This is a genomic window from Microbacterium sp. P2_F9 (assembly GCF_056403635.1).
On the sequence record NZ_JBFUFC010000081.1, the window covers coordinates 1 to 16,557 of the forward strand.

The 16,557-nt window shown below is 65.8% G+C and carries 15 protein-coding genes and 3 pseudogenes; 14 read left to right on the forward strand and 4 right to left on the reverse strand.

Translation table 11 applies throughout. The annotated features are described in order from the left end of the window. Positions 1-377, reverse strand: a pseudogene (locus AC1DVT_RS10300) (HNH endonuclease); the annotation flags it as partial. Between the two features lie 336 nt (positions 378-713). On the opposite strand from AC1DVT_RS10300, the gene AC1DVT_RS10305 reads away from it, so the two are divergent. The 5 genes from AC1DVT_RS10305 (at position 714) to AC1DVT_RS10325 (ending at position 4,164) form a co-directional block, all read left to right on the forward strand. Further along, entirely contained in the window at positions 714-1,337 is a 624-nt protein-coding gene (locus tag AC1DVT_RS10305) for a dihydrofolate reductase family protein (protein WP_477388693.1), read from the forward strand. Next, positions 1,334-2,059: a class I SAM-dependent methyltransferase gene (locus tag AC1DVT_RS10310; protein WP_477388695.1), complete on the forward strand. Its 726-nt coding sequence runs from the start codon at positions 1,334-1,336 to the stop codon at positions 2,057-2,059. Before AC1DVT_RS10305 ends, AC1DVT_RS10310 begins: the two co-directional genes overlap by 4 nt. Positions 2,060-2,131: 72 nt before the next feature. Then, positions 2,132-3,205, forward strand: a complete 1,074-nt coding sequence (gene ychF / locus AC1DVT_RS10315) for a redox-regulated ATPase YchF (protein WP_477388697.1) — start codon at positions 2,132-2,134, stop codon at positions 3,203-3,205. Between the two features lie 22 nt (positions 3,206-3,227). Next, complete coding sequence (locus AC1DVT_RS10320) at positions 3,228-3,629, forward strand: hypothetical protein (protein ID WP_477388699.1); 402 nt, start codon at positions 3,228-3,230, stop codon at positions 3,627-3,629. Positions 3,630-3,732: 103 nt separating this feature from the next. After that, positions 3,733-4,164: a YybH family protein gene (locus tag AC1DVT_RS10325; RefSeq protein WP_477388701.1), complete on the forward strand. Its 432-nt coding sequence runs from the start codon at positions 3,733-3,735 to the stop codon at positions 4,162-4,164. A gap of 60 nt (positions 4,165-4,224) precedes the next feature. Here AC1DVT_RS10325 and AC1DVT_RS10330 read toward each other — a convergent pair whose 3' ends face one another. Then, positions 4,225-4,746 (reverse strand): hypothetical protein, encoded by a 522-nt coding sequence (locus AC1DVT_RS10330; protein ID WP_477388703.1) that lies wholly within the window; start codon positions 4,744-4,746, stop codon positions 4,225-4,227. A gap of 225 nt (positions 4,747-4,971) precedes the next feature. Between AC1DVT_RS10330 and AC1DVT_RS10335 the strand changes: the two genes are divergently transcribed. The 6 genes and pseudogenes from AC1DVT_RS10335 to AC1DVT_RS10360 all read left to right on the forward strand — a co-directional run bounded on the left by AC1DVT_RS10335 (position 4,972) and on the right by AC1DVT_RS10360 (position 9,169). Beyond that, positions 4,972-5,322, forward strand: a complete 351-nt coding sequence (locus AC1DVT_RS10335; RefSeq protein WP_477388705.1) for a hypothetical protein — start codon at positions 4,972-4,974, stop codon at positions 5,320-5,322. 36 nt (positions 5,323-5,358) lie between these two features. After that, positions 5,359-5,643, forward strand: a pseudogene (locus AC1DVT_RS10340) (DUF933 domain-containing protein); the annotation flags it as partial. 110 nt (positions 5,644-5,753) lie between these two features. Beyond that, the gene (locus AC1DVT_RS10345; protein ID WP_477388707.1) at positions 5,754-6,404 is read left to right on the forward strand and encodes a DUF937 domain-containing protein; all 651 of its coding nucleotides are present in this window, start codon (positions 5,754-5,756) and stop codon (positions 6,402-6,404) included. A gap of 58 nt (positions 6,405-6,462) precedes the next feature. Beyond that, positions 6,463-6,912: a hypothetical protein gene (locus AC1DVT_RS10350; RefSeq protein ID WP_477388709.1), complete on the forward strand. Its 450-nt coding sequence runs from the start codon at positions 6,463-6,465 to the stop codon at positions 6,910-6,912. A gap of 213 nt (positions 6,913-7,125) precedes the next feature. Next, on the forward strand, positions 7,126-7,446 hold the full coding sequence (locus AC1DVT_RS10355) for a nucleotide pyrophosphohydrolase (RefSeq protein ID WP_477388711.1): 321 nt from the start codon (positions 7,126-7,128) through the stop codon (positions 7,444-7,446). Then, the gene (locus AC1DVT_RS10360) at positions 7,433-9,169 is read left to right on the forward strand and encodes a DNA/RNA helicase domain-containing protein (RefSeq protein ID WP_477388713.1); all 1,737 of its coding nucleotides are present in this window, start codon (positions 7,433-7,435) and stop codon (positions 9,167-9,169) included. Before AC1DVT_RS10355 ends, AC1DVT_RS10360 begins: the two co-directional genes overlap by 14 nt. Positions 9,170-9,233: 64 nt before the next feature. On the opposite strand, the gene AC1DVT_RS10365 is transcribed toward AC1DVT_RS10360, so the two are convergent. Together AC1DVT_RS10365 and AC1DVT_RS10370 are read right to left on the reverse strand one after the other, a co-directional pair. Continuing rightward, the gene (locus tag AC1DVT_RS10365; RefSeq protein ID WP_477388715.1) at positions 9,234-9,557 is read right to left on the reverse strand and encodes a hypothetical protein; all 324 of its coding nucleotides are present in this window, start codon (positions 9,555-9,557) and stop codon (positions 9,234-9,236) included. A gap of 7 nt (positions 9,558-9,564) precedes the next feature. Further along, positions 9,565-10,506: a macro domain-containing protein gene (locus AC1DVT_RS10370; protein WP_477388717.1), complete on the reverse strand. Its 942-nt coding sequence runs from the start codon at positions 10,504-10,506 to the stop codon at positions 9,565-9,567. Positions 10,507-10,646: 140 nt separating this feature from the next. Between AC1DVT_RS10370 and AC1DVT_RS10375 the strand changes: the two are divergent. The 3 genes and pseudogenes from AC1DVT_RS10375 to pglX form a co-directional block, all read left to right on the forward strand. Continuing rightward, a pseudogene (locus AC1DVT_RS10375) lies at positions 10,647-10,994 on the forward strand (nuclease-related domain-containing protein); the annotation flags it as partial. A gap of 654 nt (positions 10,995-11,648) precedes the next feature. Next, the gene (locus AC1DVT_RS10380) at positions 11,649-14,678 is read left to right on the forward strand and encodes a protein kinase domain-containing protein (protein ID WP_477388721.1); all 3,030 of its coding nucleotides are present in this window, start codon (positions 11,649-11,651) and stop codon (positions 14,676-14,678) included. Next, on the forward strand, positions 14,675-16,557 hold a 1,883-nt coding region (gene pglX, locus AC1DVT_RS10385), incomplete at its 3' end, for a BREX-2 system adenine-specific DNA-methyltransferase PglX (protein ID WP_477388719.1). The genes AC1DVT_RS10380 and pglX, both read left to right, overlap by 4 nt.

The following is a 16,557-nucleotide window of genomic DNA, read 5'->3' on the forward strand; positions in this document are numbered from 1 at the left end:
ATCTCGGCGTGCTTGAGGGTGATCCGCCCGCTGGCCAGTGATTCCAGGACGGCCGGGTACTGGTGCACGAGCGCGTCGGCCATCGTGATCATCCGGCCGGCGGCGTACTCCGTGATCCGCATCCCCATGGCGAGCTCCAAGCGGATCCCGCGCTCGATCACCTCGGTGATCCCGAAACCGCGACCCTCAGCCTCGACCAGCAGCACCCGGCGCATCACGTCGACCCGCCGCAACTTCTGCGCGGCCAACACCGCCTCCATCGTCGCGATCTCGAGCACCCCGTCGAGGGCATCCGGCACGGGCGCTCCATCGACGTCGCCCATCCACGCATCCTGACATTCGGGGTCAGGGGGTTCGATGAGGGGGTCCAGCTGCATGATTCAAGAATAGAACACCCCTACGACATTGGCGGGGGATACATTCGAATATGCGTTCCCAATGTCGAGTGCGCGCTCCTCCAGGCGGTTCTAGGCGTTCGTCTCGGTTCGCTCGCTCAACGACCCGTGTGGACGACGGGCGGACGGGTGGGCGTGCGCGTTCCTCTCTCGACGGTTCGAGGCGTTTCGTCTCGCTTCGCTCGCTCAACGACCCGCGAGCCTCGCCCGCTCAACGACGTGGGGGCCTCGCCCGGTCCCGTGACCCCGCCCGGTCAACCGACCCCCGCGGCTCGCCCGACAGGACCGGCCGGGTCACGCCGGAGTACCGTGACCCCCATGCGCACGCTCACCGTCTGCAACTTCGTCACCGTCGACGGCCGCTACGAGGACGACGACCACGACATCCGCTCCTTCTTCGAGCATCACCATCCCGACTACGCCGGGGCCGACAGCTACGACCACTACACGGCCAGCCTCCTCCGTGAATCCGACACCCTGGTGCTCGCCGGCCGCCGGTCGTTCCTCGGAAACGTGGAGTACTGGGCGAGCGTGCGCGGAAATCCGGATGCCACGGCCATCCGCCGCGAGATCGCCGAGCTCATGCACTCCATCGAGAAGATCGTCGTCAGCGACACCATCTCCGAGGCCGACACACAAGCCCACCCCAACACCCGCATCGTGCGCATCGCCGACGCCCGAGCCGAGGTCGCAGAGCTGAAGGCAGCAGCGGGACGCGGCATCCTGATCCTGCTCAGCAGGATGCTGTGGAACGACCTGATCCACGCGGGACTCGTCGATGAGCTGCACCTGGTGACCTTCCCGCTGATCGCGGGCGGGGGAGTCGCGCTGTTCGATGAACGACCGCCCGTCGCGCTGAAGCTCCTCGGCACGCACGTGTGGGAGGAGTCCGGCAACGTGCTGATGCGCTGGCGCGTCGACCCGGTCGGAGTGACGACGTGAGCGACGCCGCAGACTTCGACGACGTGGCGAGCCTGTACGCCGTCGCGCGGCCGTCGTACCCGCGGGCCGCGGTGGAGTGGCTGTTGGATGGCGCGGGCCGCGATGTCGTCGATGTGGGCGCCGGCACCGGCCTCTTCACGCGACTGCTGGTGGGCAGAGACCGGACCGTCACCGCAGTGGAACCTTCGGAACGGATGCTGGGAGAGCTGCGCACCGCACTGCCGGAGGTGGTCGCGCTGCGAGGGTCGGGTGAACGGATGCCGCTGCCCGACCGCTCCGCGGATGTCGTGACCTTCGCGCAGGCGTGGCATTGGGTCGACGTGCCCGCGGCGTCGACCGAAGTCGCGCGGGTACTGAGACCAGGTGGTCGTCTCGGCCTCATCTGGAATCTCCGCGACGAGCGTGTTGCGTGGGTGCGTGCGCTCGGCGAGGCCATGCGAGCCGACGGGGATCACTTCCGCGGCGAGACGCAGGACCCGGACGTCGGTGCACCATTCGGCGAGCCGGAGAGGCAGTTCGTGGAGTGGATGCGCGTGTGCACGCCCGATGGGCTCCTCGCCGACGTGCGGTCTCGGAGCTACTTCGGTCTCCTGCCCGCTCCCGAGCAGGAGCACGTCATCTCCGCCGTGCGCGGCGTACTCCAAGAGCATCCCGAGACCTCCTCGCGCGCGGTGCTCGAGCTGCCGTTCGTCACGGCGTCGTTCCGCTACACCCGTCCGTGACGTGGAGCGGCATCCGCTCCACGCCCCCACGGCTCAGGGAAGCGGCATCCGCCACACGTAGACTTGGGAGACGTGGCTCTAACTATCGGCATCGTCGGCCTGCCCAACGTCGGCAAGTCCACCCTGTTCAACGCGCTGACCAAGAATGACGTGCTCGCGGCGAACTATCCGTTCGCGACGATCGAGCCGAATGTCGGGGTCGTGAGCCTGCCGGATCCGCGGCTCGTGAAGCTCGCGGAGGTGTTCCACTCCGAGCGCATCCTGCCCGCGACGGTGTCGTTCGTCGACATCGCCGGCATCGTGCGCGGTGCTTCGGAAGGTGAGGGGCTGGGCAACCAGTTCCTCGCGAACATCCGCGAAGCCGACGCGATCGCCCAGGTCGTGCGCGGATTCACCGACGACGACGTGGTGCACGTCGAGGGCGCGGTCAACCCGCAGAACGACCTTGAGACCATCAACGCCGAGCTCATGCTCGCCGATCTGCAGACGCTCGAGAAGGCGATCCCGCGCCTCGAGAAGGACGTCAAGACGAAGCGAGCGGATGCCTCGACCCTCGAAGCGGCCGTGGCGGCGAAGGATGCCCTGGAACGCGGCATCCTCCTCTCGCACGCCAAGCTCGATCTCGCGCCGATCAAGGAACTCGGTCTGATGACCGCGAAGCCGTACATCTACGTCTTCAACGTGGATGAGGCGGTGCTGACGGATGCCGCGGCTCTCGCTTCGCTCGAAGCCCTCGTCGCGCCTGCCCACGCGGTGTTCCTCGACGCGAAGATCGAGTCGGAGCTCATCGACCTCGATCCCGAAGACGCCGCGGAGCTGCTCGCGTCGACCGGTCAGGAGGAGTCGGGCATCAACCAGCTCGCCCGGATCGGCTTCGACACGCTCGGGCTGCAGACGTACCTGACGGCGGGTCCGAAGGAGGCGCGCGCCTGGACGATCGGCAAGGGCTGGAAGGCTCCGCAGGCGGCCGGCGTGATCCACACCGACTTCGAGAAGGGCTTCATCAAGGCCGAGGTGATCTCGTTCGAGGACCTCGTCGACGCGGGTTCGGTGCTCGAGGCCCGTCATCGCGGCAAGGCGCGGCTCGAAGGCAAGGACTACGTCATGCACGACGGCGACGTCGTGGAGTTCAGGTTCAACGTCTGACGCGCCAGGCATGAGGATCGGGATGCCGGTGCGCGGCGTTGTCGGCGCAATCGCGGTGATCGCGGCTCTCGCCGGTCTGTCCGCGTGTGCGGCATCGGCCTCGGGCAACCAGTCAGGGGCCGAGCCGGATCACTGGGTGGTCGTGACCTTCAGCGACGCAGGCGATCGGCTCGACCTCGACGCGATGGACAGCCTCCTCGAGACCGAAATGGATGCTGACGACGCACTGCGAGCGGCCGGAGCCGGATGGATCGACGGCAACGAGATGGGCGAGCACCAGTACGACCTTTACTTCGTCGGGAACGACCGTGACGAGATGTGGGCCGTGCTCGAGCCGATCTTCGCGTCGGCTCCGATCAAGTGGTCACGCGTCGAACTGCGCGATGGGCTGGACGACCCGGCCGCGGTCGTCGTGATCCCGTAGGGGGTTGCGTGCTCGAGGGCTGACCGGATTCGCGTTGCCGCCTTGCGGTCGCAGTGCATCCGGCGTACAACCGTCGTGATCGTTGCAGCGACGGGGGTGTGCCATGAACGACCCGGATCTCGAACGGCTGATCGAGCAGGACCATCAGGCGTCCACCGCGTTCTGCAACGGTGATGCCGGGCCGAAGCTGGCGCTCTACTCGCGCGCCGACGACGCCACGCTGGCAAACCCCCTCGGACCGCCGGCACTCGGCTGGGCGCAGGTGGCAGCCGCAGCAACGGCAGCGGCGGCGGTGCTCCGCGACGGCGAACCGACGAGGTTCGAGCGCATTTCGGAGTGCGAGACCGCTGATCTGGCCTACATCCTCGAGATCGAGCGGACGAACGTGAAGGTGGGCGGTGCCGACATTGCGTCGCCCGTCGCGCTTCGTGTGACCACGATCTTCCGGCGCGAACCCGACGGATGGAAGGTCGTGCATCGGCACGCCGACAACATCACGGGGGCGCGCGAGCCACGCTCGATCGTCGGGGAGTGAGGCGAGGCGGGAGGTTGTTGCGTTAGCTTCAACCTCTGACCGGCGCACCACTCATAGGGGTCACGCAGGGGTTGCCCCGTGTGCGCGGCGCGGTTGCCACCGGTCGGAGTGCTGCAGGTAGCGCCGGAACTGCATGATGCAGACAACGAGCGCGGACCCGACAGACGCCGCCGCCAGCGCGACGATGAGCGGCGACTCGAGCGACGCGACGGTCAACGAGGAGAGCGCCACTGCGACAGCGGCCGCGATGCATGACGAGGCCATGAGCGCGATGACTGTCCGCCTCCGTTCCGGCAGCGGGCGCGACATCCCGACCGTCGTGACTGCCAGGCCGAAGAGGTACGCGGCGATCGTCGTGGCGACGATGAAGAGGATCGATAGAAGGATCGGCCACCAAAGCAGGATGACGACGAGCGCGGCTTTACCGCTCCTCGGCAGCTTGAAAAGCGGCGCGGTCGCTGCCGCGGCCTCGCCGAGGACGCGCGTGATGCCCATCCAGTCGGCCTGCTCGGGCCCTCGAAAGTCGCCCGGAGTGTCTTCACCCGGATCGACGGCTTGCCCGGCGGGTGCCGGATCTGTCATGAGTGTCTCCTTCGACATAGACACGCTTCCGTGTCACCCCAGCATCGCGAGGGGGTGTGACACTGCGACCGCGAGCGTGGCAGTCTCTTGCTTGCAGACGGTCAGGAGGCCTCGTTTGGACGCAGGATCGTGGGTCTCCTCATCATTCGTGGTCTTCACGACGCCAGGACGGATGCCGTCGCCCGCCATGCTCAGCGGCTCCATTCCTGCACGGCTTGAACAGCGATGAGCAAGAATCCGAAGCAGCGAGTGGACAAGCGCTTCCACGTCTACGTGATCGAGATCGACTCGAGTCGCTTCGTGTTCGCCGGTGAGGGGGTCGTGTATGTCGGGGAGACGGAGCTGAGTCCGAAGCAGCGGCTCAAGAAGCACCTCGAGCGCGGTCGCGGTTCCGCCCGCGTGATCCGCCGACACCGCGTGCTCGGACTGCGACCAGATCTCGCACCGGGCGGTAGCCCGTTCGCGACACGGGAAGAGGCTCTCGAGTGGGAGAGCGCCACGGCTGAGCGTCTCCGTGCCCAAGGGTTTCGGGTCTACGGCGGGCAGGGGAAGCCCTTCATGGAGGACGACTGGTAGTCAGGGCGTGCCGGGCGGCGGAGTCCGGCTATCAACCAGTTCGCCCGGATCGGGTTCGACACGCTCGGGCTGCAGACGTACCTGACGGCGGGTCCGAAGGAGGCGCGTGCCTGGACGATCGGCAAGGGCTGGAAGGCTCCGCAGTCGGCCGGCGTGATCCACACCGACTTCGAGAAGGGCTTCATCAAGGCCGAGGTGATCTCGTTCGAGGATCTCGTCGACGCCGGCTCGGTGCTCGAGGCCCGTCATCGCGGCAAGGCGCGGCTCGAGGGCGAGGACTATGTCATGCACGACGTCGTGGAATTCAGGTTCAACGTCTGAGGTCCCATAGCCGTCTCCCTGCCTGTCCGCCAGTCCCTTCTGGCAAGAAGTTCGCGCGGCTAGCGTGATCCCGCGCCGCGACGACGCGGCTTGCAGATGGGAGAAGCGCAATGTCTGAACTGGACGAGATCATCGGCAACCTGCCGATGGCCGACATCGCCGCAAAGCTCGGCGTGGACGAGCCGACGGCGCGGAGCGCGGTTGACAAGGCGCTGCCTACGCTGGTTGCCGGTATGGGCGCGAACGCGACTGACCCGGCCGGTGCAGCCTCGCTCGAGGAGGCGCTCGCGCAGCATGACCCGAAGCTCGTGCAGGGCGGCGTGAATCTCGCTGATGTCGACGAGGGCGACGGCGAGAAGATCGTAAGGAACGTCTTCGGCGGCAACACCGACCAGGTGGCCCAAGCGCTGCACGCGAACTCTGGCGGGGGCATCGGCGCAGCGGTGGTGAAGCTGCTGCCGATCCTCGCGCCGATTGTGATGAGCTACCTCGCAGGCAAGGCTCAGAACAAGCAGCAGGCAGGCCGGGCGCAGACCGACGGCGGCGGTGGCGGCGGGATCGGTGACATCCTCGGCGGGCTCCTCGGCGGGGGTGGCGCGTCTGGCGCTGGCCGATCTGGCGCTGGCGGATCGACAGGCGGCGGATCGGCCGGCGGCGGCCTCGGCGACATCCTCGGAGGGCTGCTCGGTGGCGGCGCGGGCGGCTCCAGCGGTGGCCTGGGCGATGTGCTCGGGGGGCTCCTCGGCGGCGGCAAGCGCTGACTCGTTGTGTCCCGCGCCGTCTTCGCCGCGGGAATCGCGATGGTGTCACGGTGTACGCATGAGCGCTCTGATCATCTGTTGGAACCGCGACAAGTGGGACGGGTGGGACACGCCATACGAAGCGATCGCGGACGCGATGCATGATCGTGCGTTTCGGTACGTATGTCGCTGGTCGGTCGGCGCCCGTCGCGAAGTGCCCCTCGGAGCGGATGCTTGGCTCTTGCGCCAGGGCAGGATCCGCGGTCTCATCGGCCACGGTCGAGTGCTGTCAGAGCCGTTCGAGGACGTCCACTTCACGGATCCTGGGAAGACTCGTCGGTATGTCCTCGTGGAGTTCGACACGCTGCTCGAGGAATCGGATGTCGTGCCCGCGGATATGCTCCAAGCCGTCGTGCCTCAGGTTGCGTGGGCGTATCAATTCCAGTCAGGCAACTCGGTGCCTATCGATGCGGAGACGCGACTGCTCGAACTGTGGGCGGATGTGACGGGGCGCGGCGTTGAGGGGTGACGCGATCTGCCGATCGTTGTCCCTGATGCCGCTGGCGTCACGGGCAAGGGATCGGCGCGAAGCTGCGTCCCTTCGTGTCGATCATTCCGGAGCCGTTGTCGTTGCGGCATCCGGTGTAGGTGCTTCCGCCGCCATCACCTGAGGATGACCCGCCCCCGGTCGCGCTCGACGAGCAGTCGACTCCGCCGGAACGGCGGCTGATAGCTTCACAACGTGGTCAGCGAACAAACCCGTCAAGCAGTGTTGGCGTTCAGCGAGGAACGAGATTGGGCACAGTTCCACTCGCCCGAGAATCTCGCGAAGAGCATCTCTATCGAGGCCGCGGAGCTGCTCGAGTGCTTCCAGTGGTCAGCCGATGCAGACCACGATCGCGCCGCCGAAGAGCTTGCGGATGTCCTCACCTACTGCATCCTCATGGGCGACCGACTTGGCGTCGACCTGGACGACATCGTCCTGCAAAAGCTCGAAACGTCCCGCGCGAAGTACCCCATCGAGAAGTCGCGGGGCAGGAGCGCCAAGTATGACGCCCTTTGATGTCGAGCGGCTGTCATTCGACTCGCACTCGGTCGCAGCCTGGGCGCGCACCGATAGACGGCACTCGAACTGGCCCGTCGTGTACCTCATCGATGGCGGCCCGGCCAGGGCATCGGTCTACGTCGGTGAGACCGTCAACGCGGGCGCCAGGATGCGACAGCATCTCGGCAGCGCAAGCAAGGCGGGACTGCAGACAGTACGGGTCGTCGTTGATGACACCTTCAACAAGTCGGCGTGCCTCGACCTCGAATCGCACCTGATCCGCTGGCTTGCCGGTGATGGGCAGTTCACCGTCCTGAACGGCAACGAGGGAATGACGGATGCCGCCTATTACGACCGCGACATCTACCGCGCATCGTTCCGCGACATCTTCGAGCAGCTGCGCAGTGAGGGAGTCTTCCAGCGGAGCATCCCGTCCATCGAGAACAGCGACCTCTTCAAGCTTTCACCATTCAAGGCCCTGACCCAAGATCAGGCGATCGCTGTCGAGGACATCCTCGAAGGTCTCTTCATCGACCTGCAGCGAGGCGCCCGTTCGACCGCCGTCGTTCAAGGTAGCCCCGGCACCGGCAAGACGATCATCGGCATCTTCCTCATGAAGCTGATCGCCGACATCCGTGACTACGACGAGTCGGACGACGTCGAGCCCGACTCGGTCTTCGCTGAGCTCTTCGTGCCCGAGAACCGCGCGCTTCTCCAGGGTTTCCGCATGGGCCTCGTCATCCCGCAGCAGTCTCTCCGGCTGTCGATCCGTCGAGTGTTCAAGAAGACGCCGAAGCTGCACGAGGCAATGGTGCTGTCGCCGTTCGATGTCGGAAAGTCGGACGCGGACTTCGACCTGCTGATCGTCGATGAGACGCATCGGCTCAATCAGAGGGCGAACCAGTCTTCGGGCATGCTCAATCGGAACTTCAAGCTCATCAACGAGAAGCTCTTCGGCGCCGACGACCCGGCCAGGACTCAGCTCGACTGGATTACAGTCCGCAGCAGTCATCAGATTCTGCTTCTGGATGGCGAGCAGAGCGTCCGCCCTGCAGATCTCCCCGCGGAGCTGCTTCGTGAGGTGGTGAGCGGCGCGGATGCCGAGGGCCGCCGCTATCGGCTGACCACTCAGATGCGAGTTCAGGCTGGAGCTGACTACGTCGACTTTGTTCGAAGGATGCTGAGGGGTGAGGTTGTCGCCGGCCAGCGACCTGACTTCGGTGAGTATGACATTCGATTCTTCGACGATCTGGGCGAGATGGAGCGCGCCACCCGCGACCGGAACGTCGAGCACGGGCTCGCGAGACTCGTCGCCGGCTACGCGTGGGACTGGAAGACCAAGAACGACCCGGCCGCATTCGACATCGAGCTGGACGGTGTCTCACTGCGGTGGAACAGCACCGACAAGGACTGGATCAACTCACCGCAGTCGATCCATGAGGTTGGTTCCATCCACACCGTGCAGGGTTACGACCTCAATTACGCCGGGGTCATCATCGGCCCAGACCTTCGTTTCGACCCGGTGTCCAGGGAACTCTTCGTTGACCGCGAGTCGTATCGCGACAAGAAGGGCAAGGAGAACAACCCGTTGCTCGGACGGGTCTACACGGACGAGGACTTACTGCATTACATCCGTAACGTCTATGGAGTGCTGCTTACCCGCGGGATGCTCGGAACCTACGTGTACGTCTGCGATCCGGCGTTGCGAGTTTACGTGAGCGGCGTGCTTGATAGTCCGTGAAGTGGCAACGGTGTGCGTCCGGAATGCGCGCCATCGCGTAGCGCCACGAGGCGCCCCGATCTGTTCACAGTCGGTCGATCCAGGTGTCCTCTTCGCGGTCATCCCAAGAGTTTCCCGTGGACGTGCGTCCGCGGCGCGCCAATCGGGTCTTCAGCCGGGCGGTAAGCATTTGCGCTGCGGCCGCCGTTAGTTCGCCGACGGAGCTCAAGGTGTGGCCGGTGAGCTCCTTGACGACTTCGAATTGCTCAGGTGCAGTGCTGATCTCGAGCTCAGCGAACAATCCGCGAATCTCGGACCGTTGCGACGGCGTCATCATGAGTGGTGCGGTGATGGTCGGGGACGCTGTCTCAGCCAGGCCATCGTTGAAGAGTGGAACCGAGTCGTTCATAGATCTACTATCTCGCGCTCGAGCCAGGCACCCSCACGGTGCTGCTCGACGACGGTCCGCGGGGCCCGTCAGACGAGGAGGGGGCTGGCTCGCGTAGCCCGTCCCCGTCCGATTGAAGAGGCAGGATCACCTCGAAGTGGTCGATAAGGATCCGGAAGCCGGTGTTGTTCCACCACAACCGCGAGACTCCACCCGCCGACATGCCGTAGCCGGGGTCGAATTCGGGAACGTAGAGTGCATCCTCGATATGCACAAGCGAGGCGCCGATCATCGCCTCGGCCRCTGATCGGATCAGACTCTCGAGTTCCCGCGAGTCAGGCGGCAGCGGTGTCATCGCGAAGTGCGCACGAAGGGCACGCCACAGGTAGGGGTCCCCACGGAATCCCCAGGATGTGGGCACGCGGTGGAAGAGGCGACCAATTGAGTCGTCGGCCGTCTCTGGAGGGAACTGCCTGAGCACCTGAGCATGGACGAGACGATAGGTGTATTCACTGAACGCCACGAGGCGGACATCCTCGACCCGGGTCGACGATGTAGCGATCGTCTCGATCGCGGCCGCGATCGCATCATTCATGGGCCATCCGTACACGCCGGCGCCTATAAGCGGGAAGGCGACGCTACGTGCGCCGAGTTCATCGGCGACTGACAGTGCTCGACGGTAACAGGCCTCCAGGATCGATCGGTCCTGCTCGCCAGCGGCGTAATTCGGTCCGACCGTATGAACGACCCAAATAGCAGGTAGATCGCCAGCCGTGGTCCACCCGGCATCCCCAGTGCCAAGGCCGTTCGGAAATCGCGCGATGCAGTCGTCGAGGATCGCGCGGCCGCCGGCGCTGTGAATCGCGCCGTCAACTCCGCCCCCGCCACGCATCTGACGGTTCGCCGCGTTCACGATGGCGTCGACATGTTGCTCGGTGATGTCGCCGTGTACGGCGATGACCTTGACCATGCGGCCAGTCTGGCGTAGTCCGCGCGGGCGATTTCGCCGGCGATCAGGGCAGGCTAGGTCGCTTCGCGTGGATACAGTTGAGGGGTTGCCTAGTTGGGGGTGCTGCATAGATGCGGACTGATTCGCCGCTGTGGCGCGTGATGGGCGATGCTGCACAGGCGCAAGAGGCCGAGGCGCTTGCCAAGGTCCGTGATCTGCTGCCTGACGACGGCATTGCCCGAGCGTGGGCGAATGTCACTTTCACCGACAATGACGGTCGACTGAACGAGGTCGATGTTCTCATCCTGACTCGCGGTGGATTAGTCGTCACTGAGCTCAAGGGGTGGCACGGTGAGGTCTCGGGCAACCAGCAGGATTGGTTCCACGGAAGGCGTGTTGAGCGGAATCCGCGCATACTCGCGAACTCAAAGGCGAAGAGGCTCGCGAGCGTCCTCAAGGACCTGGCACGGTCAGTGAACGCGCCACGCGGCACTGTCCCGTTCGTGTCGGAGGCCGTAGTCCTACACGGTCGAGACTCACGGGTTCGTCTTGACCAGTTCGGTGCCGAGTCGATCTGGACGCTCGACAGCTTCAATGTGCGTAGCACCGGTGCTGCGCTGAAGAACTTCTCTGAGCTGATCCGGCAGTCCTCGACCCGCGACCCGATCGATCGCCAGCGCGCGAACGCCATCGATGCGCTGATGAACGCGGCTGGGCTCATGCCGCGCGCGCGCCAGCGCATGATCGGCCAGTATGCGCTCGACTCAGGCGTACCACTCGGGGAAGGCCCAGGCTGGCAGGACTTTCTCGTTACTCATCCGCGCGCCAAAACGAAACACCGCGTTCGACTCTTCCCGTATCCAAAAGGGGCTGGGCGGGAGGCGCGTCAAGCAATCGACACTCGTGCCGAGCGGGAGTTTCGCCTCACTTTTGGCATCGCGCATCCTGGCATTATCGGGCCGTCCGAGCTCCTGACTCCTGAGGAAGGGCCGGCCCTCGTCTTCCCGCACGACCCTGGTGAACTAAGCCTCGACGACTACCTGTCTTCGCACACCGACGACCTCGTCTTCGAAGACCGCGAGCGACTTGTTCAGGAACTCGCCGAGCTTGTGCGATTCGCCCATGGGCAACGGCTCACGCATCGGGCGCTGTCCCCGCTGAGCGTGCGGGCGAAGCCGACCGCCGACGGCGCGGTCACTCTCCGGATCCGCGACTGGGACTTGGCGCGCCGCCCGGATGCCGGCACGACCACGGCGACGGAGATCTCGCGCGGGCTGACCGACATCGTGGGTTCGGTCGAGTCAGGTGCGATGCTCTATCTCGCACCCGAGACGCTGCGCGGGGCGACTCCTGCGTCGGCACTGACGCTCGACGTGTACGGAGTGGGCGCCGTGGCAATCCGCATCCTCACAGACAAGCCACCGGCGCTGAACATCCTTGCGCTGGAAGCGCTCGTCAACTCCGACGCCACTGGGCTCGACGCACGGGCACTGATGCCCGAGATCTCGGATGAGTACGCCGTCGCGATTCTGGGCGCCACGACCTTCGACGAGGTTCATCGCACGATCGACATCAGCGAGTTCCAGAACGATATCGAAGAGGCGCGGCGCCGCGGGCGCGGGAGCGAGCCCGAGCCTTCACAGGGCGATCCGCTGGACGCTGCAGTCGGCGACATCGTCGACGGACGCTTCGAGATCCACATGCGCCGCGGGGCGGGGTCTACCGGCGTTGCCTTTGAGGTCACCGACTATGTGCTCGACCACGAGCACGTCATCCTCAAGCTGGCCAAGGATGACTCGGCGGCCGCCCGACTCGCTGTCGAGGCCGAGGTGATCGACCGCCTGGATCACCCGCGCATCGTGAAGCGACTCGACGGGCCCCTGCAAGTCAGCACGCGTCAGGCGCTGCTGATGTCGGATGCGGGACTGGAGACGGTTGCTGATCGGATCCGCATCGAGGGCCGCGCGACGATCGAGCAACTCGACCGCTACGGCGCAGATCTGTTCGACCTGGTGGCGCACCTGGAAGAGAAAGGCGTATTCCACCGCGACATTAAGCCGTCGAACCTCGCGGTGAAACCTGACCCCGGCTCGCGGAAGCCGCGTCTCACGCTCTTCGACTTCTCGCTCGCCGAAGAGCCGCTTACCAACATCAAGTCCGGCTCACGCCCGTATCTCGACCCATACCTTGGTTCGGGTGGACGCATGCAGTACGACAGTGCAGCCGAGCGATTCGCGATCACCGCGACGCTTTTCGAACTCGCCACAGCCGATCCGATCTGGTGGGAGCAGGGCGATGCACCTTCATCGGGCTCCGACGCTCCGGTCGTTCAGGCGAGCATGTTCGACCCCGGCGTCGCCGAAGGGCTGACCGCGTTCTTCAGGCTGGCGCTCGCGCCGAAGGCGGATGAGCGGCATCCGAGCCTCGACGCGATGCGCAAGGCGTGGGCGGACGCACTCGCCGGCGCGGCGCCGGATGCTGAAGATCTCGAAGCGAACGACGAGAAGGCCGCCGCCGCGACCATGGCGACCACGCTGGCCGATGCCGGGCTGAGCGCGCGGGCGCTGTCGGCGCTCGCACGGCTGCGGGTCGGTACGGTCGGCGAGCTGTTGGGTGTTCCGCCGATGTCGATCAACCAGATCCGGGGCCTCGGCGAGCAGGTGCGCCGCGAGATCAGCACGCGCGTGCGCGAGTGGCGCCAACGTCTGGCCTCGCCGACCACGACGCAGACCGAAGCGCCCGCGCAGGCTGGCCGTCGCTCGGTCGAGAGCTACATCGGCACGATTTCAGCGAAGCCCGGTGAGACCTCGGAGGAGCGCTACAAGCGCGTCCGCAAGAACGGCACGCTCAGCGGCCCAACACAGGATGCCGCGCGATGGCTGCGCGAGCTCGACAACGTCGCAACGCTCGATGAGCTCGCGCGCAAGTTGCTCCGCGAGTACGGGTCGACGCTGGCCGACGAGCGTCGGATGGATGCCGCGACCGCCGTAGTTCGAGCGATCCTCGAACTCGACACCCGCTCCAGAGAACCGTTCTTCGTCTATCAAACGCTGCGCGATCGCTCGCGAACCGTGGTCGCGTACGCCCCTGAAGGCGACGAGGGACTCACGTTCGACGAGGCCGAGCTGCACGTGGAGTCGCTGCTCCGACTCGGCGGGACTGTCGACGGACTTCTCGAGCAGAGCGACATCGTGCCCGCCACGCGGCTGCGTGAGGCGCTGCTCGACGGCACCCCGCAGCTGCGGGTCCCTGAAAGCAGGGTCACGCAGCTCGCTGTCGGGCTCTCGACAAGGGGCCGACTGTCGTCGATGGGGGAGGCGTACCGGGCCGAGCTCGACCCGCACCGTGCGGTGGAGTTGGCGCTGCGGGGCGCGGCGACGCGCGAGCTCGCGGTCGGGACGATCGAGCAGCGAGTGCGGGCGCGCTTCCCGGAGGCGCCGCCGATCCCACGCAGACCCGCGCTCGATGCGCCGGTGCGAACGGCCATGCCCTACCTCGAATGGCAGGAGGCGGCCGGCAAGTACGCGGTGCGCACCGTCGAGGAGTCGTCGTTGTCGCACACCGMGAGCTCGACGACCTTCGGGCTGTCGGTCGGCGACCCCGCTATCGCGGCCCGGCTCAGCGGCTCGATCCGGGATCGCAGCGGGCTCGTCATGGTCGCGTCGCGGCGACAGAGCATGGTGGTGACAGCGAGTCGGCTGGCCGTCGAGTACGGGCTCACTGTCGTAGACCTCGCCGGTGTCGCGCTCACTGCCCTTAAGACGACGGCCGAGGCGAAACGAGCGCGGTGGACAAAGGTACTCGAAGCGGATGCCGCGCCTCTGGACTCGAGCGACCGGCGCAACCTTGAACGGCTCGCGCGCGAGGCGATCATGCCTGTGTGGGAGGAGCTGCTGGCGTCGGCCGACCCGACGATCTTCGTGAACCCCGCCGTACTAGCTCGCCTAGGCCTCGACGATCTCATCACCACCGTCATGAACCTCGCGACGCCCAGGGCGGCCGCGCGGTGGTTCCTGCTGCCGCGTCCGCCGTCGGGTCGCACCCCGGATCTCGATGGTCTGCCGATGCCGTTCGGGGCGGACGGATGGCTCGAACTCAGCCTCGAGGGGCTGCCCATTATCGAACTCACGACGGCTGGCTCCGCCGCCACCGATGCGGCCGACCGTTCCATCCTGAAGGGCTTGACGAAGTGATCGATTCCCCAAAGCTGCTCGCCGATCTCAAGCGGGTGCTGAAGTCGCTGGAGGATGATCTGCGTTTGCGAGCGGAGGACGAGACGACCCCGTGGGGTGGCCGTCTGCGCGATGGGTATCGCCGTGCCCAGGCCAGGGCGCGTACGGGGTTGCCGTGGATTCAGTGGCGTGATGGTGAGGTGTCGCAGGCTGCGGTGGCGTGGATCCTGGCGTCGGTGTTCATTCGATTCGCGGAAGACAACGCGCTTCTCGTCGGCGCGGAACTCGACGGTGTCCGTGCATCGGTGCCGTGGATCGCGGCGCCTGGTGATGGGCTGGAACGCGCGATCGAGAACGAGGCGGCGTTCTACGCCGCGGCTCCGACGATGACGGGCCGGGATTGGTTGCAGCAGGCGTTCCGGACGCTGGCGGCTCTCCCGGCGGGGCGCACGCTGGTGGATCCGGATCACTCGCCCGTCTGGCACGCGCCGATCTCCGCGACCGCGGCGGATGCGCTGCTGGTGTTCTTCCGCCGCACGACCCCGGAGGGTGCGCTGGTGCACAACTTCAGCGACCCGGATCTCGACACCCGGTTCCTCGGCGACCTGTATCAGGACCTCTCCGACTATGCGAAGAAGACGTACGCGCTGCTGCAGACACCGGTGTTCGTGGAAGAGTTCATCCTCGACCAGACCCTGACGCCGGCGATCGCGGAGTTCGGGCTGACCGGGTTGAAGCTCATCGACCCGGCGTGCGGGTCGGGACACTTCCTGCTGGGCGCGTTCGAGCGGCTCGTTGCCGCGTGGGCGGTGACCGCACCGGGCGTCGAGCGGGGTGAGCGGGTGCAGCGGGCGCTGGACTCCATTCACGGTGTTGACTTGAATCCGTTCGCGATCGCGATCGCTCGGTTCCGGCTCACGGTAGCCGCCATCAAGGCGGCGGGGACCCGCACCCTCGTCGCCGCGCCCGCGTTCCGGTATCGCCTCGCGATCGGCGACTCACTGCTCGGCAGCGTGAACCCGAACGCGGGGCTCGACCTCGGAGACGACGAGTACTTCGCCTACGACTCCGAAGACCTCCGCGAGTACGCGGGCATCCTGCAAGGCGACCAGTACCACGTCGTCGTCGCAAACCCGCCCTACATCCAGCCTCCGGACTCCAAGCTCCGCGACAAGTACCGTGCGCTGTATTCGACGTGTCACATGAAGTACGCCCTATCGGTGCCTTTCATGGAGTTGCTGTTCCGCCTGGCCAATCGCGCGAACGGTGGAGGGGCGGGCTACGTCGGTCAGATCACGTCGAACTCGTTCATGAAGCGCGAGTTCGGCAAGAAACTCATCGAGAAGTTCCTGTCGGGGTCTTACACCGGCGTCTCTCCTGACTACGTGGATCTCACCCACATCATCGACACGTCTGGTGCGTACATTCCTGGCCACGGCACACCGACAGTGATCTTGGTCGGCCGTCCCCGGAAGCCGCAAGCCGAGGACATCCGCGCCGTCATGGGGGTGTGCGGCGAGCCTGGGCAACCTAGTGTTCCGGCCGAGGGTTTGGTGTGGCAAGACATCGTCAATCATCTCGAATCGCCGGGCTACGACGGGCCCTACGTCACCGTTGCTGACATGCCCCGTGGCACCTACACGAGCTTTCCATGGTCCCTCACCGGCGGTGGCGCGGGTGAACTCAAAGACAGGATTGAAGCGTCATCCAATGTGAAGATTGCTGATGTTGTCGAATCCATCGGGTTTGGTGCCATCACCGGCGACGATGAGTTCTTCGTGCGACGACGCCGCGTTGGCGCACCATCATGGGAAGCGACTCCGATGAGGACATTCGTTGAAGGCGACACGGTTCGGGACTTCGAAGTCTCCGCCGACGCGTTGGCCCTCTATCCGTATCC